Source organism: Haloferax denitrificans ATCC 35960 (assembly GCF_000337795.1).
Taxonomy (GTDB): domain Archaea; phylum Halobacteriota; class Halobacteria; order Halobacteriales; family Haloferacaceae; genus Haloferax; species Haloferax denitrificans.
Map to the genome: position 1 here is coordinate 34,535 of NZ_AOLP01000005.1, position 21,986 is coordinate 56,520.

General features: G+C 64.2%; 24 protein-coding genes and 1 tRNA gene. 17 read left to right on the forward strand and 8 right to left on the reverse strand.

Annotated elements, in window-relative coordinates:
• Positions 1-118: 118 nt before the first annotated feature.
• The 5 genes from C438_RS04200 (at position 119) to C438_RS04220 (ending at position 5,335) form a co-directional block, all read left to right on the forward strand.
• Entirely contained in the window at positions 119-604 is a 486-nt protein-coding gene (locus C438_RS04200) for an Lrp/AsnC family transcriptional regulator (RefSeq protein WP_049917723.1), read from the forward strand.
• A complete protein-coding gene (locus C438_RS04205; RefSeq protein WP_004968029.1) occupies positions 601-1,752 on the forward strand; it encodes a pyridoxal phosphate-dependent aminotransferase in 1,152 nt (383 codons plus the stop codon). The genes C438_RS04200 and C438_RS04205 overlap by 4 nt, the downstream gene beginning before the upstream one ends.
• Positions 1,753-1,847: 95 nt before the next feature.
• The gene (locus C438_RS04210) at positions 1,848-2,273 is read left to right on the forward strand and encodes a universal stress protein (RefSeq protein ID WP_004968030.1); all 426 of its coding nucleotides are present in this window, start codon (positions 1,848-1,850) and stop codon (positions 2,271-2,273) included.
• Positions 2,274-2,453: 180 nt separating this feature from the next.
• On the forward strand, positions 2,454-3,170 hold the full coding sequence (locus C438_RS04215; RefSeq protein ID WP_049917724.1) for a DUF7504 family protein: 717 nt from the start codon (positions 2,454-2,456) through the stop codon (positions 3,168-3,170).
• Between the two features lie 50 nt (positions 3,171-3,220).
• Positions 3,221-5,335, forward strand: a complete 2,115-nt coding sequence (locus tag C438_RS04220; protein ID WP_004968032.1) for a hypothetical protein — start codon at positions 3,221-3,223, stop codon at positions 5,333-5,335.
• On the opposite strand, the gene C438_RS19625 is transcribed toward C438_RS04220, so the two are convergent.
• The 4 genes from C438_RS19625 to guaB form a co-directional block, all read right to left on the reverse strand.
• Positions 5,336-5,476 (reverse strand): DUF7503 family protein, encoded by a 141-nt coding sequence (locus C438_RS19625; protein WP_004968033.1) that lies wholly within the window; start codon positions 5,474-5,476, stop codon positions 5,336-5,338.
• Between the two features lie 236 nt (positions 5,477-5,712).
• Complete coding sequence (locus C438_RS04225) at positions 5,713-6,303, reverse strand: HalX domain-containing protein (RefSeq protein ID WP_004968034.1); 591 nt, start codon at positions 6,301-6,303, stop codon at positions 5,713-5,715.
• Positions 6,304-6,456: 153 nt separating this feature from the next.
• On the reverse strand, positions 6,457-7,545 hold the full coding sequence (locus C438_RS04230; RefSeq protein WP_004968035.1) for a TrmB family transcriptional regulator: 1,089 nt from the start codon (positions 7,543-7,545) through the stop codon (positions 6,457-6,459).
• 174 nt (positions 7,546-7,719) lie between these two features.
• Complete coding sequence (gene guaB, locus C438_RS04235) at positions 7,720-9,216, reverse strand: IMP dehydrogenase (RefSeq protein ID WP_049917725.1); 1,497 nt, start codon at positions 9,214-9,216, stop codon at positions 7,720-7,722.
• A gap of 699 nt (positions 9,217-9,915) precedes the next feature.
• Between guaB and C438_RS04240 the strand changes: the two genes are divergently transcribed.
• The 7 genes from C438_RS04240 (at position 9,916) to C438_RS19300 (ending at position 15,393) form a co-directional block, all read left to right on the forward strand.
• Positions 9,916-10,803 (forward strand): DUF5794 domain-containing protein, encoded by an 888-nt coding sequence (locus C438_RS04240; protein ID WP_004968037.1) that lies wholly within the window; start codon positions 9,916-9,918, stop codon positions 10,801-10,803.
• Positions 10,804-10,845: 42 nt separating this feature from the next.
• Positions 10,846-11,232 carry a secondary thiamine-phosphate synthase enzyme YjbQ gene (locus C438_RS04245; RefSeq protein ID WP_004968038.1) on the forward strand — a complete coding sequence of 129 codons (387 nt, stop codon included), beginning with the start codon at positions 10,846-10,848 and terminating at the stop codon, positions 11,230-11,232.
• 101 nt (positions 11,233-11,333) lie between these two features.
• Entirely contained in the window at positions 11,334-11,561 is a 228-nt protein-coding gene (locus C438_RS04250) for a DUF5795 family protein (RefSeq protein ID WP_013035372.1), read from the forward strand.
• Positions 11,562-11,617: 56 nt separating this feature from the next.
• Positions 11,618-11,794 (forward strand) — tRNA-Trp (locus C438_RS19295).
• An 87-nt stretch (positions 11,795-11,881) separates the two neighbouring features.
• Positions 11,882-12,556 carry a hypothetical protein gene (locus C438_RS04255; RefSeq protein WP_004968039.1) on the forward strand — a complete coding sequence of 225 codons (675 nt, stop codon included), beginning with the start codon at positions 11,882-11,884 and terminating at the stop codon, positions 12,554-12,556.
• Entirely contained in the window at positions 12,549-14,471 is a 1,923-nt protein-coding gene (locus C438_RS18935; protein WP_004968040.1) for a hypothetical protein, read from the forward strand. The genes C438_RS04255 and C438_RS18935 overlap by 8 nt, the downstream gene beginning before the upstream one ends.
• A gap of 76 nt (positions 14,472-14,547) precedes the next feature.
• Entirely contained in the window at positions 14,548-15,393 is an 846-nt protein-coding gene (locus tag C438_RS19300) for a hypothetical protein (protein ID WP_152421745.1), read from the forward strand.
• Positions 15,394-15,541: 148 nt separating this feature from the next.
• On the opposite strand, the gene C438_RS04270 is transcribed toward C438_RS19300, so the two are convergent.
• The gene (locus C438_RS04270; RefSeq protein ID WP_239640639.1) at positions 15,542-15,853 is read right to left on the reverse strand and encodes a hypothetical protein; all 312 of its coding nucleotides are present in this window, start codon (positions 15,851-15,853) and stop codon (positions 15,542-15,544) included.
• Between the two features lie 490 nt (positions 15,854-16,343).
• On the opposite strand from C438_RS04270, the gene C438_RS04275 reads away from it, so the two are divergent.
• Positions 16,344-16,535, forward strand: coding sequence for a hypothetical protein (locus C438_RS04275; protein WP_004968043.1), 192 nt, complete (start codon positions 16,344-16,346; stop codon positions 16,533-16,535).
• A complete protein-coding gene (locus C438_RS04280; protein WP_004968044.1) occupies positions 16,535-17,572 on the forward strand; it encodes a tyrosine-type recombinase/integrase in 1,038 nt (345 codons plus the stop codon). The genes C438_RS04275 and C438_RS04280 overlap by 1 nt, the downstream gene beginning before the upstream one ends.
• Positions 17,573-17,804: 232 nt before the next feature.
• Here C438_RS04280 and C438_RS04285 read toward each other — a convergent pair whose 3' ends face one another.
• A complete protein-coding gene (locus C438_RS04285; RefSeq protein WP_004968045.1) occupies positions 17,805-18,062 on the reverse strand; it encodes a hypothetical protein in 258 nt (85 codons plus the stop codon).
• Between the two features lie 105 nt (positions 18,063-18,167).
• Between C438_RS04285 and C438_RS04290 the strand changes: the two genes are divergently transcribed.
• The 3 genes from C438_RS04290 to C438_RS04300 all read left to right on the forward strand — a co-directional run bounded on the left by C438_RS04290 (position 18,168) and on the right by C438_RS04300 (position 20,499).
• On the forward strand, positions 18,168-18,548 hold the full coding sequence (locus C438_RS04290) for a hypothetical protein (RefSeq protein WP_004968046.1): 381 nt from the start codon (positions 18,168-18,170) through the stop codon (positions 18,546-18,548).
• 89 nt (positions 18,549-18,637) lie between these two features.
• Positions 18,638-19,117: a dihydrofolate reductase HdrA gene (gene hdrA / locus C438_RS04295; RefSeq protein ID WP_004968047.1), complete on the forward strand. Its 480-nt coding sequence runs from the start codon at positions 18,638-18,640 to the stop codon at positions 19,115-19,117.
• Positions 19,118-19,191: 74 nt separating this feature from the next.
• Entirely contained in the window at positions 19,192-20,499 is a 1,308-nt protein-coding gene (locus C438_RS04300) for an MFS transporter (protein WP_004968048.1), read from the forward strand.
• On the opposite strand, the gene C438_RS04305 is transcribed toward C438_RS04300, so the two are convergent.
• Positions 20,496-21,605 carry a glycosyltransferase family 4 protein gene (locus C438_RS04305; protein WP_004968049.1) on the reverse strand — a complete coding sequence of 370 codons (1,110 nt, stop codon included), beginning with the start codon at positions 21,603-21,605 and terminating at the stop codon, positions 20,496-20,498. The two genes, C438_RS04300 and C438_RS04305, sit on opposite strands and share 4 nt — an antisense overlap.
• 1 nt (position 21,606) lies before the next feature.
• Positions 21,607-21,984, reverse strand: a complete 378-nt coding sequence (locus C438_RS04310; protein WP_004968050.1) for a 6-pyruvoyl trahydropterin synthase family protein — start codon at positions 21,982-21,984, stop codon at positions 21,607-21,609.
• Positions 21,985-21,986 lie beyond the last annotated feature (2 nt).

A 21,986-nucleotide genomic window follows, 5' to 3' on the forward strand; every position in this document is an offset into this window, starting at 1 on the left:
GGTGGAATAGTGTTCCGCCGGGCGGGGCTGTCGCCGTCCCTGACTATTGCTACCGTGTGACGCGACAATTCCGCCCGGTTGGGCAAACCATTTTACGGATGCCTGCAACGGACTGTCCATGGACAAGCAGTCACTGCTCGACTTGCTGCGTCACGACGCTCGCGAGAGCGTAGATGACATCGCCCGCCAACTGGGCGCAGACGCCGAAGCAGTGGCAGCAGCGCTCGAAGAACTCGAAGACGACGGGGTCATCCGGGGCTATCAGGCGGTCGTCGACTGGAACAACGTCGACGAGGAACGCGTCCGCGCGCAGGTCGAAGTCGACGTGGAACTCGACCGCGAGACGGGCTACGAGGAGATTGCCCGCCGCATCGCGCGGTTCCCCGAGGTCGCCACGCTCAGACTCGTCTCCGGCGACTACGACTTCTTCATCGAGGTCGAAGGCGAGTCGATGCACGACGTCTCGAACTTCGTCTCCGAGCGCATCGCCCCCATTCCCGAGGTCACGAAGACGGTCACGCACTTCGTGATGGACTCCTACAAGGAGGAGGGCATCGAACTCGGCGACGGCGACGACGACGACCGGCTGTCAGTGTCGCCATGACGCTCGGCGACCAGCTTTCGGACCGCGTCGAACAGGTGCCGCCGTCGGGCATTCGGAAGTTCTTCGAACTCGCCGAGGAGGTCGACGACGTCATCTCTCTCGGCGTCGGCGAGCCCGACTTCTCCGCGCCGTGGGCCGCCCGGACCGCCGCCATCGACTCGCTCGAACGCGGCAAGACCTCCTACACGTCGAACCGCGGGATGCGCGAACTCCGCGAGGCCATCTCGGAGCGCGTCACCCGCTACGGGCAGGAGTACGACCCCGAAGACGAGATAATCGTCACGACGGGCGCGAGCGAGGCCGTCGACCTCGCGTTCCGGGCGTTCGTCGACCCCGGCGACGTGGTGGCGATTCCCCAGCCGTCGTACATCTCGTACACGCCGGGGGCCATCTTCGCCGGGGGCGAGCCGCTTCCGGTCCCCACCCGCGCCGAAGACGAGTTCAAACTCACCCCCGAGGCGCTCGAAGCCGCGGGGGCCGACGAGGCCGACGTGCTGGTGCTCTGCTACCCGAACAACCCGACCGGCGCGGTGATGACCGACGACGAACTCGCCGACGTGGCCTCGTTCGTCAGGGACCACGACCTCGTCGTGCTCTCCGACGAGATTTATTCGGACCTCCGGTACGAGGACGACCACGCCTCCATCGCCACCCATCCCGGGATGCGCGAGCGGACCATCGTGTTCAACGGCTTCTCGAAGGCCTACGCGATGACCGGCCTGCGCCTCGGCTACGCCATGGGGCCGCCGGGGGCCATCGACGCGATGAACAAGGTCCACCAGTACGCGATGCTGTCGGCGCCCACGACGGCGCAGTACGCGGCGCTCGAAGCCCTGCGCTCTTGCGACGACTCCGTCGAAGAGATGCGCCGCGAGTACGACCGCCGCCGCCGGTTCGTCCTCGCCCGCTTCGAGGAGATGGGACTCGACTGCTTCGAGGCGAAAGGCGCGTTCTACGTCTTCCCCGAGGCCCCCGACGGCGACGACGAGGCGTTCGCCGAGGGCCTCCTCGAAGAACAGAACGTCGCGCTCGTCCCCGGAAGCGTCTTCGGCGAGGGCGGCGCGGGCCACCTCCGCGTCTCCTACGCGACGGGGATGCGCGAACTCCGCGAGGCGATGGACCGCATCGAAGCGTACGTCAGCGACTGAGCCGACCGGCCGACACCCGCAACCCGATTTTTTCCGAACGAACCCCACCATGAGTATGCGAAGCATTCACACGGATGGGGCGCGTACGTCCAGCGATGTACGACGAAATCCTGCTCCCCGTCGACGGGAGTCCGGCGGCAGAACAGGCGTTGCCGCACGTGTTCGACCTCGCGGTGCGGTGCGACGCGACGGTTCACGTGTTGTTCGTCGTGAACACGACGCGGGACAACGCGGGCATCGTCGGCGGGACGGTCCTCGAAACGCTGGAGCGAGAGGGCAACCGCGTCGTCGACGACCTCGTCGAGCGCGGCGAGCGCCGCGGTATCGAGACGGTCGGGGCCGTGCGTCGAGGCGCGCCGCACGACGTCATCCTCGACTACGCGACCGAACACGGCGTGGGAGTCATCGCGATGGCGACTCACGGCCGAACGGGCGTCGAGCGCGTGCTCCTCGGGAGCGTCACCGAGCGCGTCGTCCGCACCGCGTCGGTTCCCGTGTTGACCGTCCGCGCCGCCGAGTAGGCGGTCCGAATCGGGTACGACGGCTCTACCGGGCGGACCGGGCGGACCGGGCGAACCGGGCGAACTGACCGTTGACACCGCCGACTGGAGAAGTGTGTCATCGATTGTCATATACGGCGGTACATTTCGGGAGAACAACACGCAAAGTCTTATTAAATATCGTTTCGTCGTGCAAAACGAATGGTTTCGGGAGGTGACGCGGACACCGCCGTAACAGATGACACGTCCACGTTCCAACTCGGGTTGGACGACCTCAAACGACGAGGGAGCGCGCTCCTCGTCGTCGGGTCGGTTCCGACCGAGCTCTACTCGCGGGCGTCCAAGCAGATGCTCGGTGCTCCCGACGAGCCGCGGCGGCGTCTTTTGGTTCTCAACGACTCGACGCCGCTCGACGACCGGCTCGACGTCGACATCCAACGCACCACGGAGTGGACGCGCGTTGTTCGGTACGGGTCGCTCGAACGGAGCGCGGCGGCATCGCCGTCACCGTCGACCGCCGTGCCGAGTGCGGTCGACGCCTGCGAGCGCCGGGTCGGCGGCGGTCTCGGCCAGCTCGGCGCGGCACTCGCCAACGACGTGACCGAGTTCGACACGCTCGCCGGCGGGCTCTCCCCGGCCGAACTCCGGGTCGCGTTCGACTGTCTCCCGTCGCTCCTCTCGCGGTACGACCGAGACCACGTGTTTCGGTTCCTCCACGTCATGACCACCCACATCCGCTCGCGAAACGGGATGGTCCACGTCTGGTCCCCCGGTGAGCGCGAAGGCGAGGTCAACCGACTGTTCGAGCCGCTTTTCGACGCCGTCGTCGAACTCGACGTCGAGGGTTCCGAGGCCCGTCAACGCTGGCATCTCCGGCAGAAGGACGTCTCGTCCGGCTGGTTCCCGTTGGAGTCGTGAACTTCTCACGACCAGTACGTTTTTCACCTTAATCGTGTCACGTAGACACAATGGAACCGACCGGGGAGGGCGAGCGGGCCGACACGTCTTCAACGCTGGAAGTCGGCTTTTCGCTCCCTTCAGACGGGGCGGGGTTAGTCGTTCGGGACAACGTCGAACGCCACCAGTTCGTGCTCCGAACGCCGTCACCGGTCGACCCGGAACCGACAGATAGCAGTCGGTTCTCGCTTCCGACGGACGCCGCGGTTCGCATCGAGACCGGCCGCATCGGGCTGGCGGCGAACACGGTCGTCTGCGTCCGCGACGAGGCGGGGTCGATGCTCGCACAGGTCGACCAACAGGGGCGCGAGGAACTCGGGGCGGGGACCTACAGCATCGAACTCTTCGGCGCGGTCAAGACGTATCTCCGGGCCGACGGGCCGCTGACCGTCGACGCGCAACCGCTCGAAACAGTGCTCTCCTTCGAGGAGCCCCAGACGGTGTCCGTCGGCGCGCGGTCGTCCCACGAGAGTCCCGCGACGACGATTACGACGACCGACGACCCCCTCGACGTGATGGCGGCCGTCTCGGCGTTCAGCTCCGCGCTCAAGACCACGAGCGTCGAGCGGTCGTACCCGACGCTCCGGGGACACCCGCCGCTTCTCGAACTGGGCGACGAACTCGACGTCCCCGATGCTCTCGACGTCCCCGAGACCGGCGTCCGAATCGAACTCCCGCCGACGCTGAGCCACGTCTTCGTGGCGACGCCACTGGCGTACTACCTCGGCGCGCGGGTCGTCCCCGGCGACTCGCCCCGACTCGTCGCGGAAGGCGGGTTCGTCCACGACTTCGACGGCCCCCACGGCTTCGAGGAGGCGGTCGAACGCGCGCTCAAGCGGACGTTCTTCCTCGACTGCGTCGTCCGAACGGAGGGTATCTACGACGTGCCGCTCCACGAGCGCCAGACCGTCGAGTCGCGGACGGATATCGACGTCGAGGGGTTGTACGACGCGTCGCTCGGCGAACGGCTCTCGGCGTACTTCGAGATACCGTACGAGGATATCGCCGACCTGCTCCCGGAGTGGAAGCTGACGACGCACGTCGCGCCGCGGGCCGACAACATCGAGCTTCTCCCCTTCGTCACGAACGACCTCGCGGTCGTCCGGACGCCGTCGGGGACCGAAGTCCCCCACTCGGAGGTGCAGGCGGCGGTCGTCGACGACTTCCTCCGGGACGACGCCGACGCCGGCACCGTCAGGAGCGCGGGCACGACGACGCCGAGCGAGACGTACGTCAAGCCCAGTTCGACCGACTCGGTCGAGCAGGCGTGGATTAGCGACGGAACGCCCGTCGGCGCGAGCAAGACCACGCCCGCCGCCTACCGGAACCGCCTCCAGCGGGAGCCGACGCAGGGCGACATCGGCATCACGGTCGTCTGTAACGACCCCGAGATGCTCGCCGAGACGGACATCGTCGACGAGGTGTACGGCTCGCGCGACGGGCTCTCGTTCGACGTCGACGCTCACTACGACCTCAGCAGGGCGGAGCTTCGGGCGACGCTCGCGGAGCCGACCGACTTCCTCCATTACATCGGCCACATCGACGACGACGGCTTCCAGTGTCGCGACGGCAAGGTCGACGCGGAGACGCTCGACACCGTCGGAACGGGGGCGTTCTTCCTCAACGCGTGTCAGTCGTACGACCAGGGGTTGGCGCTCGTCGAAGCCGGCGCAATCGGCGGCATCGTCACGTTCAGCGAGGTCATCAACAGTCAGGCGGTCGGCGTGGGACGCACGCTGGCCCGACTCCTCAACGGGGGGTTCCCGCTACAGGCGTCGCTTGAGGTGGTCCGAATCGACAGCGACGTGGCACACCAGTACGGCGTCGTCGGGGACGGGAGTCTCTCTGTGGTACAGTCTGAGAGCGGAGTCGCGGTCTACTGCGAAGTATTTGATAAATCGGGCGGCCAGTTCGAAGTGTCGTATCACGCATTCAATACTTCGAGGGCGGGAATCGGGTCGCTGATTAGGCCCGCCCTCACCGACAGTATGCCGTATTATCTCTCTTCTTCCGGCGTCTCGAATACAGATTTGACTGAGGACGAGCTCAGGGACTTCCTCTCGCTAGAACAAATTCCGGTTATCTACGACGATGCCGTCTACTGGGACCGCGAGTTCCTCTCGTGATTACGGCCCGTAGATGACGCTGGTGTTTCCGGCCGCCACGCTCCCGGCCTGTGAGAGCAGGAGCGTGAGCGTGAACAGGACGCCCATCATGCGGGGATTCTGACGCAGGTACGCGAGCATCTGGTTGCTGTCGTCGGACATGTGCACTTACCCCAAGGGCCGAGCCCAAAATATAATTTTTCGTGTAAATCTGATATGAAATTAAATGAATTAAGTGACAGGGCCCCGCAAGTAATCGTCAGTCAGACGAACGGTACCCGTGGGAGTGCGAAACCGGCCTTGCAGATGCGAGAACGACCCGTCAGAGACGAGAACTATCCGCTACGACGAACACGGAGAACAGAGAAAACGGTTGGCGTCCGAAACGTGTGGGTCGTTCAGGAGTTGTCGATATCGGCTTCGCCGCCGATGTCCCGGTACACCGCGGAGATTCCTTCGGTCTCGTCGAGCCGGCCGAGCGTCTCGTCGAGCTCGCGCCGGAGCTCGGTCAGGCGGGCGGTGAGCCGCTGGTACTCCTCGTTTTCTTCGAGCGCCGCCTCGTCCTTTTCGGACTCCAACAGCGCCTTCTTCGATGCGAGGGAAAACAGGTCCTGGATACCCACGTCGTAGGCGTTTCGCAGGATGAGGTTAGAGACCGTCTCGGTCAGCGCTTCGCGCGAGACGGGCTTGACGAGGTAGTCGTCGAAGCCCATCGCGATGATGTCGAAGTCGGGTTCGACCGCGGTCACCATCGCGACGCGGCACTCGAAGCCACGGTCCCGAATCTCCGAGAGCGCCTCGTCGCCCGAGAGGTCGGGCATTCGACGGTCGAGGAGAACAACGTCAACCTCGTCGTCGAGCTTATCGAGCGCCTCGCGGCCGCCGTAGGCGACACGAACGCTGTAGTCGTTCCTAAGCCAGGTTGCGTACAGGTCGGCGAGGTCAGGCTCATCTTCAACGATGAGCACCAGTGGCTGTTCTGCGCTCATTGGTATTGTAGTGGTGTTCCGGGGACGCTCACGAAACTCAATGTCGTGCAGTGGTATATCAAAATACCTCTTGTCTAACGCCGTCCGAAACCGCGCTTGTGGGCACTAATTACCCCCCGGAGTTGTTATACATTCCGGCGAACCGGACAGATGCTACCCGTCAGTCGTCCCCGAAATCGACTCGATAGTGATGCGGTTCGCCTCGACGTCTTCCAACACCGCACCCCACCCGCCGACGGTGTAGGTCTCGCCGTCGGCCTCGACGGTCAGACAGACCTGTCCCGCGAGTTCGGAAAACGACAGCGTGTCCGTCGGCGTCGAAACGGCCGTGTAGTACACGTCGGTCACCTCACCGGTGAACTCGATGGGGTCTCGACCGTCGGTCTCGTAGCCCTTGATGTGCGCGACGATTCGGTTCCCGTCGCGGACGAGCGGCTCCGCGTCCTGAACGAAGTGTCTGATATCGGAGTACACGATCGGCGGTTCGCCGGTCTGGGCGTCGTAGACGACGTCCCAGACCTCCCACAGCGCCGTCTGGAAGTACCAGTGGAAGACGTACGTGAGCGTGTAGTCGTCGACGAGGACGCCGTACTGGTTCACCGAGTTGTCGTGCGGCGCGAAACACGCGCCCGTCCGGTCGACGATGGCGACGAACGGCGTCGGCAGTGTCCGGTGTCTGACTTCCGTGGCGACCCCGCGGTACTCCCGCTGTGCGAGCGCTTCGAGGTCGTCGGTCCGCTCGGGGTGGAGCACGACCTTCACCAGCGCGCCGTTCTCGTACGCCTCCGAGAGCGCCGGCTTGAGCTCGTCGAACTGCTCGGGGGTGACGGACAGTTGGACCTCGCCGTCCGCCTCCCGAATCATCTCTTCGGCCCGACTGAACACCGTCTCGAAGCGTTTGACGATGCTCAGCATGTGCCGGTCGACCGCGGGCTGTTGCCAGCGAGCCTCGATTTCCTCCGCCGCCTCGTCCAGTTGGACGGCGCGGCTCTTGAGGTCCTCCATCACCGATTTCGGGTCGCACGCCCGCGCGTGGAGACTGTCCTGCTCGTAGGTCTCGATGTAGCCCTTCGATTCGAGGTCGCGGAGAACATCGTAGATGCGGGCGGTCGGTACGGCGCAGGCGTCGGCGAGCTCGGTCGCACTCGCCGCTCCGAGTTGGAGGAGCGCGACGTACGCCTCTGCCTGATACTGTGACAACCCGGCGTTCCGAAGTGCGGTGCGTAGCTCCGCGGTATCCATCGCTTGTGGATGGACGATGTACATCCCTATTAATTATCGCATGTCCTCGTCTCGCGGCCGTTCGGGAGTCACGCCGGGGGCGACGAACTCGAGCGGACCGGACACGGGAGAGACGGGGAAATCGGAAACGGAGGAACCGAGAGACGAGAGAAACGGCGGAGTCGCGAGAACGCGTTACTCGCTCGGGCTGTAGTTCGGCGCTTCGTCGGTAATCATCACGTCGTGGGGGTGGCCTTCGGTCTGGCCGGCAGACGAGACGCGGACGAAGCGAGCGCGCTCTTTGACCTCGGAGATAGTCTCCGCGCCGACGTAGCCCATCCCGGACTGCATGCCGCCGACGAGCTGGTGGAGTTCGGACGCGAGCGAGCCCTTGTACGGCGTCGCGGCCTCGACGCCCTCGGGGACGTACTCCTCGTCTTCGTTGTCCTCTTTGAGGTAGCGGTCGGCACCGCCGGACTGCATCGCGCCGACGGAGCCCATGCCGCGGTACTGCTTGTACTTCTTGCCGTTCATCGTGATGACGCGGCCGGGTGCCTCGTCGGTGCCGGCGAAGTAGGAGCCGAGCATGACGGCGTCGGCACCGGCGGCGACCGCCTTGATGGCGTCGCCGGAGTAGCGGATGCCGCCGTCGGCGATGACGGGGATGTCGTAGTCGGCGGCGACGTCGGCGACTTCCGCGACGGCCGAAATCTGGGGCATACCGGAGCCGGAGACGACGCGGGTCGTACAGATGGAACCGGGGCCGATGCCGACCTTGATGCCGTCCGCGAAGTCGACGAGTTCGGACGCGGCCTCGCGCGTGCCGACGTTCCCGACGACCACGTCCGCTTCCACGGACTCCTTGATTTCGCGGGCGGTGTCGATGACGTTGAGGTTGTGCGCGTGGGCGCAGTCGATGAAGATGACGTCGACGCCGGCGTCGTCGGCCATCTGCGCGCGCTCGTCGTCGAACGGGCCGACGGCGACGCCGCAGACGAGGCGGCCGTCGTCGTCGCGGGCGGCGTTCTCGTACTCGCGGCGCTGGAGAATACCCTGCATCGTGACGAGGCCGACGAGGTGGCTCTCGTCGTCGATGATGGGGACGCGCTCTATCTTGTGGTCGTACATGAGTTCGAGCGCGTCGCGGGCGGTCACGTCGCGCTCGGCCGTGATGACCTCGTCCGTCATGGCCTCGACGACCTCGTCGGACTCGCCGACCTCGAGGTACGGGCGGATGTCCGTGCCGGAGATGATGCCGAGGACCACGTCGTCGTCGTCGACGACGGGCGCGCCGGAGACGCCGGCGCGCTCCATCATCTCGTCGACCTCGCTTATCGTCTGGCCGGGGTTGGCCGTGACCACGTCTTCGCGGCGGATGACGAGTTCGTCGGCGCGCTTGACGCGCTCGATTTCGCGGACCATCTGCTCGGCGTTCATGTTGCGGTGGAGCACGCCGAGGCCGCCCTCGCGGGCCATCCCGATAGCCATCCCGCTTTCGGTGACGGTGTCCATCGCCGCCGAGAGGATGGGAATGTTGAGTTCGACGTTCTTCGAGACGCGCGTCGACACGTCGGCGTCGTCGGGTTCGACGCGACTCTCCATCGGGCGGAGCAGTACGTCGTCGAATGTGAGGGATTCGGGTACCCGTAGCTTCTCGGTGAAGGGTTCTCGGTCAGGAACGTCGTTCGCCATATCAAGCGTGGTTGCGGCGACGACAAAAGGGTTGCGAGACAGCACGGGCGTGTCGATGTATCGCAAACCACGTCAACGATATGTACACGTGTGTGCTTACGCGGACGCCTCGCGCACACCTACACGACCGCCCCTCTCTCGGCGGGCGGGGCGCAATCGGACGACGTGGTCGTCGCCGCATCGGGGGATTCCCTCGACACGACTGTCGAGACACTCGTCCCCTCGTCACGGTATACCGAATGACAAGACTGTCGTGAATAATCGCCATATTCACGAATGTGCACCACGGTATTTTCGAGATTTCAGAGTACAGCCGACGAATCATTGCCTTCGTTTATAAACAAGGCAGAAATTCCTGTGTCCCGTGCGGTCGTATCCCACACAACGTTTAATACTCCTGTCCTATTGTAATCTCGTATGGACTCCACGTGTCCCGCCGCATCGCGCATTGCCGGTCAAACGACCTCCGACTCCGGCATTCTCTTTACAGCGATGTGGCAGACATTTAAACGGGAGTTCAATATCGGACGAAACGGGCTTCGCGTGCGGAGCGCCCGTACCCCGTTGTCCGAATTGCGATCCTATCGCCGCTTAGGCCATGGTGACGGCCAGTAACATCGAATGAGTGTCTCACGCCACCCAGTCGCCCTTCGCCTCGAGCAACAGGTCGGGGGTGCCACCCGTCTGCTCGCAACCGTCATGGGACTGCCCCTCGTCGACGGTATCTTCCCCGCACTCATCATCGCGGGGGCGCTGACGACCGCCGCCGGAGACCCCTCGGTCGCGGGCATCCTCCAGACCGGTCTGCTCATCTTCGGCGGGTCGGCGACGGTCGCGGTCATCCTCGCCGAGATGGACGGCACGCGCCGCGAACAGCTCACGTCCATCCTCCTGCTCGGCGCACTGCTCATCCCGGTCGCCGTCGCCGAAGCCGCCGTCGCCGAGACCATCGAGACGCTCCTGAACTTCGAGGTGTTCCACCGCTTCGCCGGCCTCGTCATCCTCGCCGTGGCGGCGAAGACGGCCTCCTCGAAGGTCGGCGAGTACCTCCCGTCGCCGAGCATCATCATCGGCCTCGGCCTCGTCGCGAGCTTCAACCCCGCCGGGTTCGAACTCATCGTCACCCCCGACCCGATGCGTCTGCTCAGCGCCGGCGCGGCGGCCGGCACGGGCGTCGGCTTCGCCGGTGCCGTCGCGCTGTTCGCCCCGCGGCTCCGCGGCAACGTCGACATCGACCTCTTCCGCTTCGGAAGCTCGGTCGCCCTCGGCATGCTGGCGCTCGAAGTGCTCGGCCTGATGCCGACGCAGGCGCCCGTCGCCCTCGGCGTCCTCGGCGTCACCGCGCTGTTCGCGTTCGACCCCGGCTCCGACGGCGCTGACCTCGACGAGTTCGTCGACGACGCCCCCGCCACCGAGTCGGCCACGCCCGACGCCAACGCCAACGGGGCGGTCGCCGACGGCGGCGACGACGTCGAGACGTCCGAGGGCTACGACGCGCTGGTCGACGACGACGACGACGATGACGACGGCTCCGCTCCGGGGTACGGTTACCCCGGCGAAGAGGAGTCCCGCGCGCCCTGGCTGTAACCCGTCGGGCGACTTTTTCTCCCGGCCGACGAACCCCGTCGCATGCGACGGACCTTCGATATCCGAACCGAGCGCCGGCTTCAGGTCGTCGATGTGACCGACGAAGTCGAGGCGGCGCTTCCGTCCGACTCAGACGGTGTCTGTACGGTCTTCTCGAAACACACGACGACCGGCGTCTGCGTCAACGAGGCCGAATCGCGGCTTCTCGGCGACATCGAGTCGATGCTCGCCGAGGCGGTCCCCGACGACGGCTGGGGCCACGACGAACTCGACGGCAACGCCGACTCGCACCTCCGCGCGCTCCTCGTCGGCAACGGCGTCTCGATACCCGTCGCCGACGGCGACCTCGACCTCGGCCGGTGGCAGTCGGTCCTCCTCGTGGAGTGCGACGGCCCGCGCACCCGGACCGTGACGGTGGCGACGCCCTGAATCCCCTCGGGGTGCGGTCTCGTGGACGCCGGGGTTGTCGACTCTCAACCGACGCCGACCGCTGGCGGAGGGCTTACTTACTTCGGGACGGTTGCACGGGTATGAGCAACCGCGTCGTACAAGGACGGATGGTCACGCCCGAGACGCTCGCCGAACTCGTCGAGGGCGAGCGCCCGATGGACGCCGAGCCGATTCAGGACGCCGACTTCGACTGCCCGGAGTGCGGCGAGAACGTCATCCAAGTGGGCTATATGCCGAGCGTGACGGAGTTCGTAACGGCCTACAAGTGTCAGGAGTGCGACTGGGCCGACGACGACCGCGACGAGTAGAATCGAAACCCCTTTAAGAAAAATCGCCATACGAGAGAGTGCAGACAGAACGAATCGGGGCTGTGGCCAAGCCCGGCATGGCGACTGACTCCAGAGGCTTGGCGCCCGGGACGACACTCCAGCTGATATACTGAGCGACCGACTGATCATCGGTCGTGTTGACGACCCTCTGGAGTTCCGAGGTGCCCACCGGAGATATCAGTCGATCGGGGGTTCAAATCCCTCCGGCCCCACTCTAAACTTAATCCTTTCGTAGGGTTTTATTTAGTAGCAGAGGCGCTGTACCACCGGTTTAGCAGAACCCGGGAGGTGCGTTCTCTGTGAGCGATTCTCCACCAGAGAAGAGCCACAGCGCCGTCGACGACGGAGACGGCGACCTCTGGTACGACGCCGAAGTCGACGAGTCGGAGCTTGCGAAGAAACGGGCTCACGAGTTCTCAGCGAAGCCGACTGAGCACGGCCGGAAGGTCGCGTTCAGCAGGCTCCCAGTCGAAGCGACTCGGTCCGGTGGTCGATACAAGAACTACTGGACGGACCCTGAACCACCCTACGAAGCGAAGACTGACGTTCAAGATAGTCCCTCACGCGACCCACCTGCACCAGAGAACGCGTGGCGACTCGTCGAGTACCGCTGTGGGCCCTGCCACAAGTGGTGCCTCGTCGATCACGGAGAGCGCGCCGCGAAACTGCGTCAATGCCGTGACTGCGCGCGGGTCCCTGCTGCGGAGGATGAAATCAAGGACCACCGAGTCACATCCTTGTTGTGGGCGCATTTGGCCGCCCGGGATTCCACCGCAAGGTCCGGAGAGGCGACGACCGTCTTGCCCGCGCCGAGCGCCCCGAGGCGCGGGAGGGAGGAGCCCGCCGGAAGCGAGGGCTCGCCCCTCGACCCGGAAGCCGGGCCGCACCGAGGGGTCCCCGACCCCGAGGGACGTGAAAAGCCCCAGCGGCGTCTGAGCGATTACGAAGTCGCGGACGACGGGGAGCGTGAGTAGCGATGGCGACCAGCCCACCGGAGGAGTTGAAGGGACTCAACCGGGGGCTGAGCCTTGGCCCTCCAAGGAGACTAACTCTGTAGAGGCTCAACGCGAGCGTTCACGGGACTCTGACGAACCCGACGAACTCGTACACGAACGAGTTCTAGAGTTCGCACAGAAGTACCCGGAACTGGCCGAGACGCCCCTGTGCGAAACACACGGGCGCAAGCTGAGACGCATCGTTACGGAAGCAGACTGGCGAGACCAGTGGGTCGAACCAGAACAGCCTACGGAAAACGCGTTCCAAGTGACGGAGCTAACGAAACGTGAAGCCTCGACGTGGGCGGACGCGTTGAGTGCCTTCCTCACCGCGCACGCACGGTACGACGGACTCCGCGCCCGGTTCGCCAACGAACAGGGCGACGAGTTCGAGATACCGCTGGTAGATGCGTGGGGAGAAGAGTACTCGAAGAAACAGTACGCACGGGCGATGGCGCTCCAGCGGCAGATGGCCGGCGGCGACCGACCGAGTGGCGGTGAATCAATCGCGGCGTGGGACTCGCCCGCGACCGCGATGCTCACCCTCACCGCGTCGTCGGTTCCTGACGGGACTCGGGTACCGCCGGTAGAACATGCTGACGCCGTACACGACTCGTTCTCGTACGACGGCGTACGCGACACACTCCGCAACACGATGGAGTATCATCTCGGGCTCGACGCCGACCAGTGGGGCTACTGGCTACAGGCAGAGCCGCACGGAATGGACGGCGACGGAACCGGGATGAACGCGTGCTACACGCATCTCCACGTGGGCGTGTACTTCGATACGGAACCGCTGGGACGCGACGACGACCTACACAGCGTCGGCTCCGAGTTCGAGCGGGTCATCGACAAACACGTCGAAGTGTGCGAGTACGCCGGTCGGTCGGCACACGACTACGATACGATAACCGACTACGTAGAGGAGTCGAACGGCTGTATCTCCCTGAACGCGAGCGTGGAGAACATGGGTTCGTACCTCGCGGCGTACATGGGCGGATACACCGAAGAACTCCTAGAGAAGCCAATCGAGTACCTCGCGTGGGGCTCGATTTACTGGTCGGCGGCGCGCCGTCGAACCTCACGCTCGAAGGTGCTCACTGAAGCGATTGCCGCGGACGCCTGCGAACAGCGGGCTGAGTCCGACGAGTCGAACCAGACCGATGCGCACGGCGATGCGGTCGTGTGGGACGACGGCCGTGGCCCTGATGTTGTCTGCGAGTGCTGTGGTTCTGGATGGGCGATAGACCAGTCACGGCTCGACGCGCCCGTCTCCGACGACGACCTGAGCGACGCCCTCGACGCCGAAGGACAGTCGGACGAGACTGAGCGCGAGCTGACGTTGGCCGAACGCTGGCCGACCGCGACCGCGGCGGCAAGCGTCGGAGAGTCGACCACGAAGACTCGAATACGGAAGCGCGTAGAAGAAGAGCTGAAATACTGTGACGAGACGCCCTCGGTGGCTTCGATGCTTGGGCGGAACATGATTGATCCGAAGCACGCCGAGTTCGTCGAATCGGTGATGCGAGGGGAGGACGACTCCGAACCGGAATCGTTCCGCCGGGCGTCGCTCGATTCCGAGTGGCACTTGGAGGCCATCGTCGACCGCGACGGCGAGGAGCACGCCCCGAACGGTGGCGGTGTCGATATGGTGTCACTGAAATTGCCGGTGCAGCGTATCCTCGACGAGACGAGACTGCAGTACGAACTCGAAAAAGGCGAGATGTGGCGGTGCTCGAAGTGTAACTTCGGGACGTACAGCAAGCGTGCGATGGCTCGCCACTTCGTCAACGATGGAGTAGACGACCCGAAGAGTGCGGAGCACGTGTTGCACGTAGAGGACTACTACGGTAGAGACAGGCGTTGCATGCGACACCCGTTGTCAAAATCGTGAAAACACGATAATGTGTTACTTGATGGAATGTACAATAACGTGACCTATTTTGTGCCTGCCGAGTTCTTACTGTGTAATGACGGAGAAATTGTTTGAACGAGTCGGAGATCTGCGGCCAAATAATACTGTACTTGCTGTTTTCTCTTTTTTCATCGTCGGTATTCTCATTACTGGTGTAGTCACTGCTACTCTTATTGGTGACATTAGCGGGAATGTTGCCTCACTAGTCATCTCCGCAATTCTGGCAATCGTGACGTTCGGTTACGTACTACTCACATTTGTTATGGCGAGTACAATGAAACAGCAGACTGAGCATGCAGAACAGTCACTGAAACTCCAACGAAAACCCGATATTGTAAAAATAATCGAAGAAGAAATTGATCCACGTATTTCTGAGATACATCAACATAGAATGTCATTTAAAGCTCAGTCCACTGATGCGTACGACCGCCACCAAATTGATGAGACCACGTTTGTTGAGCGGTACCCGAAAATTGAAACAGATTATTTGGATCCTCAACTCGCAGCGGTGATCTCTGAGGAGGTTGATGTGAACGCTGGTGACGTGTTCATGTACTATCACAAAGTAGACGAGTATTGTGATGTGTACGACCAGGCAGTTAACGACCTATCACATCTACTTCTCAAACAAGACGATCTGGGGATTGTATCAAATAAAGTCCATGAATATGCGAAGTCTGCTTTTGCATTAGAACCGACTGGGGATATGCCACAGCATGAATGGCGCGACTGTAAAGACGAAGTAATTCAACTTAGGTTAGAACTTGATGATGAGTACATAGAACAACTAAGCAAATTGAAAAACGAAATTAAGGAACGCGGGCACGAAATCCAGCAGGAGCTTGGTCGTGCGAAGGCGGATTTACGACAGGAGTATCATATCTCTAGAGCAGATCTATAACCTGCATACCGTTTCACCTGTTGAAATCCATCTAAACTTCCTTATTCGGAGACGTGAGTGCACAAGCAGAACGGGACGCACCACCAGCGAAACCACCGGTTTCGCCACCCATCCACCCGCCCCCTTTACGGGTCAGGGTGGTGGGTGCTCACTCGTCGGCGTCGAGTTCGCTGGCGTCGAGTTCGCCTGAAACGTAGGCCTTGCCCAACTCAGAAATCTCGTAGTAGCCTTCCTCACCGACCTTTTCGACGAGCCCGTACTTCTGCAGTCGCTGGAGTCGTCTCTTGATAGTCGAACGATGCGGAGAAGCGATCTCCCTACGTTCGAGGTTGAATAGAATCACCCGTGGTGGAACAGCGGCACCAGTATCGGCTAACAACTGGAGGATAGGGTCGTCGTACTTGCTCCACCAAGTGGGTTGCACGTCCACAGGGACACAGGTTAGTTTCTTAATGCTCACGGAAATGATAAGTTAGCCCTATCTGTTGCAGGATGCAACGAACAGGGTTAGGTTTATTGCGCAGTCCCACACAGAAGGAGAGTAACGGAAGCTACACGCGGACCTGACTGTGGTCGGGTCCATCCAGAATCAAAGCGGACCCAGTGTTGCACCACTGGCCCGCGGTGGCTCCCGTAAACAGGCTACGGAAGCATGTTCAACAACAATCCGAGGGGCCTTGAACCCCTACGAATCCCGGCAGAATCGACCTCGGCGGCACGCCCGAGTTTCACTTTCGCTAGAACCTTCACTTTCACTCCGGGGAGTGGATTTGCGGTTTATACGTCTACCCACCAACGTCTCTCTCGGTTGAAGGTCCGGCGCGGGGAGAACAAGTCTGACAGGACGCTCCCCGCGCGTATCGGCCCCGATACCGAAGCCATGAGCGACTACGAAAGCCCCCACCGTAAGCGTAGCGACCGGAGTGTAGCCGAACCGGAGGTGCGGCACGATGAGTAAGGAACTCACCGTGCTACAGCTGTCCGAGGAACAGCGGGAAGCCCTCGCCGATGGTCGAAGCGCGACCTTCGGTTTCGACGAGTCAATCATCTTCGTGACGCCGGAAGAGATCGACGCGGAGAGACTGGCCGACTTCCTCGACGCCGAGGTGAACACTCGGCGGGTGACGCGGGAGGTGCTGTGATGAGCGACGAACTGCGGGACCTCTCACCGCGTGAAGCGCGTGAGCGGTTCCTCGCTCGACGGGCGCAGACACAGGCGAAAGCGACGATTCGGTCGTACCGGAATCGGCTGAACGCGTTCGTTCACTGGTGCGAGTCGGAGAACGTGGAGTCGATGGCGGACCTAAACGGCTGGCTCGTCGACGAGTATCAGGCGTACCGTGAGAGACAGGGCGTGTCGCCGTCGACGGTGAAGGGCTCGGTTGTCGCGCTACGGCAACTGGTGAAGTACTGCCACCGCATCGAGGCCGTGGACCCGGACCTGCTGGACAAAATCAAGGTGCCGAAGCTCTCGAAGGCTCAGCAGACCAGCGACGAGACGCTGGCCGCTGAGGACGCGCTGAACCTGCTGTCGATGTACCGTGAGTCTCGTCGGCTCTACGGAACGGCGTGGCACGCGTTTCTGGAGGTGACGTGGCACACGGGCGCTCGGATGGGCGGCATCCGCGCGCTCGACCTCGGCGATTTCGATAGGGAAGAACGGTCGCTGGAGTTCCGTCACCAGCCGGAGACTGAGACGCCGCTGAAGAACAAGGAGGACGGCGAGCGTGTCGTCGGTCTCCCCCAGCAGGTGGTCGATGCCCTCGACGAGTACATCGTGCGGGAACGGTCGGACAAGCGCGACGAGTACGGGCGTCAACCGCTGTTCTCCTGCCGGCAGGGGCGGCCGTCGCGGACGACGATTCGGTCGTGGTCGTACCTCGGGACGCAACCGTGTCTGTACAGAGATTGCCCCCACGGTCGGGAGCGTCACGCGTGTTCGTACACGACTCGCGGCGCTGGGAGTAAGTGCCCGTCTTCTCGGTCGCCGCACGCGATTCGGACGGGGTCGATTACGTGGCAACTCGACCGCGGGGTTCCGATTGAACTCGTGGCCGAGCGTGTGAACGCGACGCCTTCGACGATTCGCCGGTACTACGACAAGGCGGACGAGCACGAGCGGTTCCGTGAGCGGCGTCGTGAACTGAGCGCATCTCTCGATATCCAGAACCATGACTGAGGGTGTGCGCGAATTCGACGGTCTCACGGGCCACCGTGCCGCTGTCTGCCGATTTTACTCAACCCTCCGGCCCCACTCTAAACTTAATTCTAACGCAGGGCTTTACCACGGAGTAGCAACGCTCTCGCGTGGATTCTTCATGAGCGATTTATCATCAACGAAGAGCCCCGGTATCGACGAACGTTGGCTGACCCGACGTTCCGAGACGTCTTCCGCGAGAGCCACGCCGCCCTCACAGGAGCACTGCGACGGCACCCAGTGCGACGCCTGCGGCCACGACGACCAGCAGACGCGCCGCCCGCCAGTCGGGCGCTCGAAAAACGCCGGCCGCCATCACCGAGACGAACCCGCCGAGGAGCGCGCCCCGGAGGAACTCGGCAGTGCCCGTGACCGAGTCCGCCGGAACCGACACGGAGAGCGCGACCAGTCCCGCGAGTCCGACGAGAACCAACGCGCCGTCGCGGCGGAGGTCCCGCGGCTGTTTCTCCATCGCGCTGAGTTAGTGTGCTCTGTTTGAAAACTATTGGTGTCCGTCCCGGAAGATATTACCACAAAAATACCAATCGATTATAGTCGCTCGGAGTGACGGCGCGGTATGGTACGGGACACAGCGCATCGACTCGCCGAGTATCTGAGCAGGCGCATCGGCGACGGGCTTCGGACGGTCGTCATCGCCGCCGACGACGACTACGAACTGGAATACATTCGCGACGACCTCTCGGAGCGATACACCGAACGGACGCTGGGGGAGGCCGTCTCCGACCTCAGCGTCGAGACGCCGTTCACAACTCCCGGTGCCGACTCGCATCCGGCCGGCGAGCGCCGCGCCGTCGTCTACTACTACGAGAACGCGTTCGTCCTGCAGTTTCCCTTCTCCGAGGCGGAGCGAATCATCATCAGCATCGGAACCGACGCGGGGACCGACCTCCTGCGGTTCATCGAGGACTGCCGGCGCATCGTCGACCGGAGCAACTGAGCGCCGGGGCGTTCGCGTCGCGGGCCCGCCGGCCGCGGCGACGTCGCCGGGGCACAACGATTTTCTCTCAGGCGGCCGAGGGGAGAGTGATGGAACTCGTCTCTGTCGCCGCGCTCGCCGAGAACCGCGTTATCGGCCGCGACGGCGAACTCCCGTGGCCGAGTATCCCCGCCGACAAGGAGCAGTACCGCGCCCGCATCGCCGACGACCCGGTCGTCCTCGGTCGGGCGACGTTCGAGTCGATGCTCGACGACCTGCCGGGGAGCGCCCAAATCGTCATGAGCCGAAGCGAGCGGTCGTTTTCGGTCGACACCGCCCGCCGCGCGGCGAGCGTCGAGGACGCGGTGGACATCGCGGAGTCGCTGGGCGCGGAGACGGCCTACGTCATCGGCGGCGCGGCCATCTACGCCCTGTTTCAGCCCCACCTCGATCGGATGGTGCTGAGTCGCGTCCCCGGCGAGTACGAGGGCGACACGTTCTATCCCGAGTGGGACGACGACGAGTGGGCGCTCGACTCGGAGGCGGACTACGAGGGATTCACGCTCCAAGAGTGGGTCCGCTCGGGCTAGCTCTGCTCGGTCGGCTCCGGCGAGGGTCGCTGGGGCGCGTAGCTTGATACGCCGGAGGGCCGTAGCGGGCGACGATGCGTCCGAACGTCGACACGCGGATTCTCGCGCTCGCGTTGGCTCGGATGGTCGACGCCCTCGCCAACTCGTTTCTGGTCGTCGTCCTCCCGCTGTACATCGGGAGCCAACTGGTGTCGATGCCGTCGTTCGTCGGGACGACGCTCTCTTTCGGTCCCGTTGGGATTCCTCTCTCGACCGAACTCCTCATCGGCATCGTGCTCTCGCTTTTCGGCTTTCTCAACAGCTTGAGCCAGCCGTTCACGGGATCGCTGTCCGACCGGACGGGACGCCGGCGGGTCTTTCTCCTGACTGGCCTCGCGCTCGTCGCCGTCGGGAGCGCCGGCTACCTCGTGTTCACGGACTACGGCTCGATACTCGTCATGCGCGCGTTGCAGGGCATCGGCGCGGCGTTTACCATCCCGGTCACGGTGGCGCTCGTGAACGAACTCTCCGGGGAGGACGAACGCGGCGGCAACTTCGGCCTGTTCAACACCTTCCGACTGCTCGGCTTCGGGACCGGCCCGCTCGTCGCCGGCGGCGTGGTCACCGCCGGCCCCTACTCGCTCGCCGGCGTCGAACTCTCCGGCTTCGACGCCGCGTTCCTCGTCGCCGTCGTCGGCGCGGCGGTCAGCTTCGTCCTCATCGTACTGCTCATCGAGGACCCCGAACGGACCGACAGCGAGGCGGCCGACGACATCTCGCTTTCGGTGCGGAACCCCGACGGGTCCGGCCTCGACCCCGTGTTCGCCCTCGGCGTCGCCACCGTCGTGATGGCGTTGAGCATCGCCATGTACGCCCCGCTCGCCAACGTCATCAACGAGCGCCTCGACCAGGGGACGTTCCTGTTTTCGGTGCAGTTCGGCGCGACCGTCCTCGCCAACGTCGTCTTCCAGTACCCCATCGGCCGGCTGAGCGACCGCTACGGACGGCGGCCGTTCCTCGTCGGCGGCTTCGTCCTCCTGCTCCCGACGACGCTCGCACAGGGGTTCGTCCAGACGCCGGGGCTGATGATTCTCGCGCGGTTCCTGCAGGGCGTCGCGGTCGCGGCCGTCTTCGCCCCCTCGCTCGCCCTCGCGGGCGACCTCGCCAAGGCGGGGCAGTCGGGGTCGACGCTCTCGATTCTCACGATGGGGTTCGGTCTCGGCGTCGCCATCGGCGCGCTGTTTTCGGGCGTCCTCGTCGGCTTCGGCTTCGCGGTCCCCTTCGTGGCCGCGACGGCGCTCGGCGCGGTCGGACTCCTCCTCGTCTACACGCAGGTCGGAGAAACCGTCGATGTCGACGGCGGTGGCGGCGGTGGCAGTCCCGCGCCCGCCGGCGGCGACTAACGCCGATTCGGCGGTGAGTGCAAAGTCGATCCCGCGCCCGAATCCCCAACGATATCGCACAGGAACGACCGAATCGCCGCCGCCGTCTCGTCCCACGTCGGATGCGCGAGGAATCGGTCGCGCGCCGAAAGCGACAGCGACTGCAGACGACGGCGATTCCGACACAGCGGCGACACGGCGTCGGTGATTTCGGCCGAGTCGGTCGGGTCGACGAGAAAGCCGTTTTCGCGGTGTGCGACGAGTTCGCTCGCGCCGCCGGCCGACGAGACGAGCGCCGGGAGGCCGAACCCCATCGCCTCGACCGCGGCGATGCCGAACCCCTCGTAGTGCGAGGGGAGCGCGAACAGGTGGGACTCTCGGAGCGTCGCCGCGAGGTCGGCGTCCGAGAGCCGGCCCGCGAACGTCACGCGGTCGTCGATGTCGCGGTCGACCGCGAGGTCGGAAAGCGAGTCGGCGTAGTCGGCGTCGACCGCCGCGCCGACGACCGTTAGCTCCCAGTCGCCGCGGACGCGGGCGAGACCGCGGAGCAGGCCGTCGACGTTCTTCCGCGGTTCGAGGTTGCAGACCGTGACGACTCGGAGCGGCCCGTCGGCGGCGCGCGCCCGTATCTCGTCGTCGCCGAGGGGCGCGCCGAACGACGAAAAGCGGTCGCCGGCCGGGTACGCCACGACGCTCGGGTCGGGGTCGGTGACGGCCGCGACCGTCCGTTTCGTCGTCTCGCTGTTGAACACGAACGCGTCCGCAGAACGGAGGTAGCGACGCTCGACCGCGCGGCGGGCGCGTCGTCGCCACGCCCACAACGGCTCCAGCGAGCTGAGGTGGTGGACGACCGAGACGACCGGAACGTCGTCGGCGAGCAGGGCGTTCGGGCCGACGAGCGAGGGGTGACACAGTTCGTCCTGCAGGACGACGTCCGCGTCGAGGTCGCGGAGGCGGCGGACGGCGGTGACGTTGTCTCGGAGCCGCTTTCGGTACGGCCGCTCGGGGAGCGAGACGACCGTCACGTCGTCGCCGGCGGCGCGGAGTCCGCGGACGAGTTCGGTGTCGTAGCGATAGCCCCCCGAGCGGTCGTCGAGCGGGCCGTAGACGACGAGGGCGACCCGCACGTCAGAGCGAGGTCTCGTAGGTCGCGCTCGCCACGTCGTCTTCCCAGACGCGGACCGAGACGTGCTCGGGCGCGTCGAGGGACGACGCCTCGACGAACTGCTCGCACACCTCGCGCGCGAAGCGCTCGACGCTCGGGTTCTGCCCGGCGAACTCCACGAGTTCGTTCATCGTCTCGTCGCGGTAGCGGGACAGCGTCGCGTCCAGTGCGGCCTTCACGTCGTCGATGTCGACGAGGTAGCCGTACTCGTCGAGCTCCGGGCCCGAGAGTTCGACCTCGACGGTGAACGCGTGAGAGTGCAACTCACCCTCCGGGCCGGGGTTCGGAACCGTCAGGTAGTGCTGGGCGATGAGGTCCCTGCGAACCGAGACGCGGTACATGA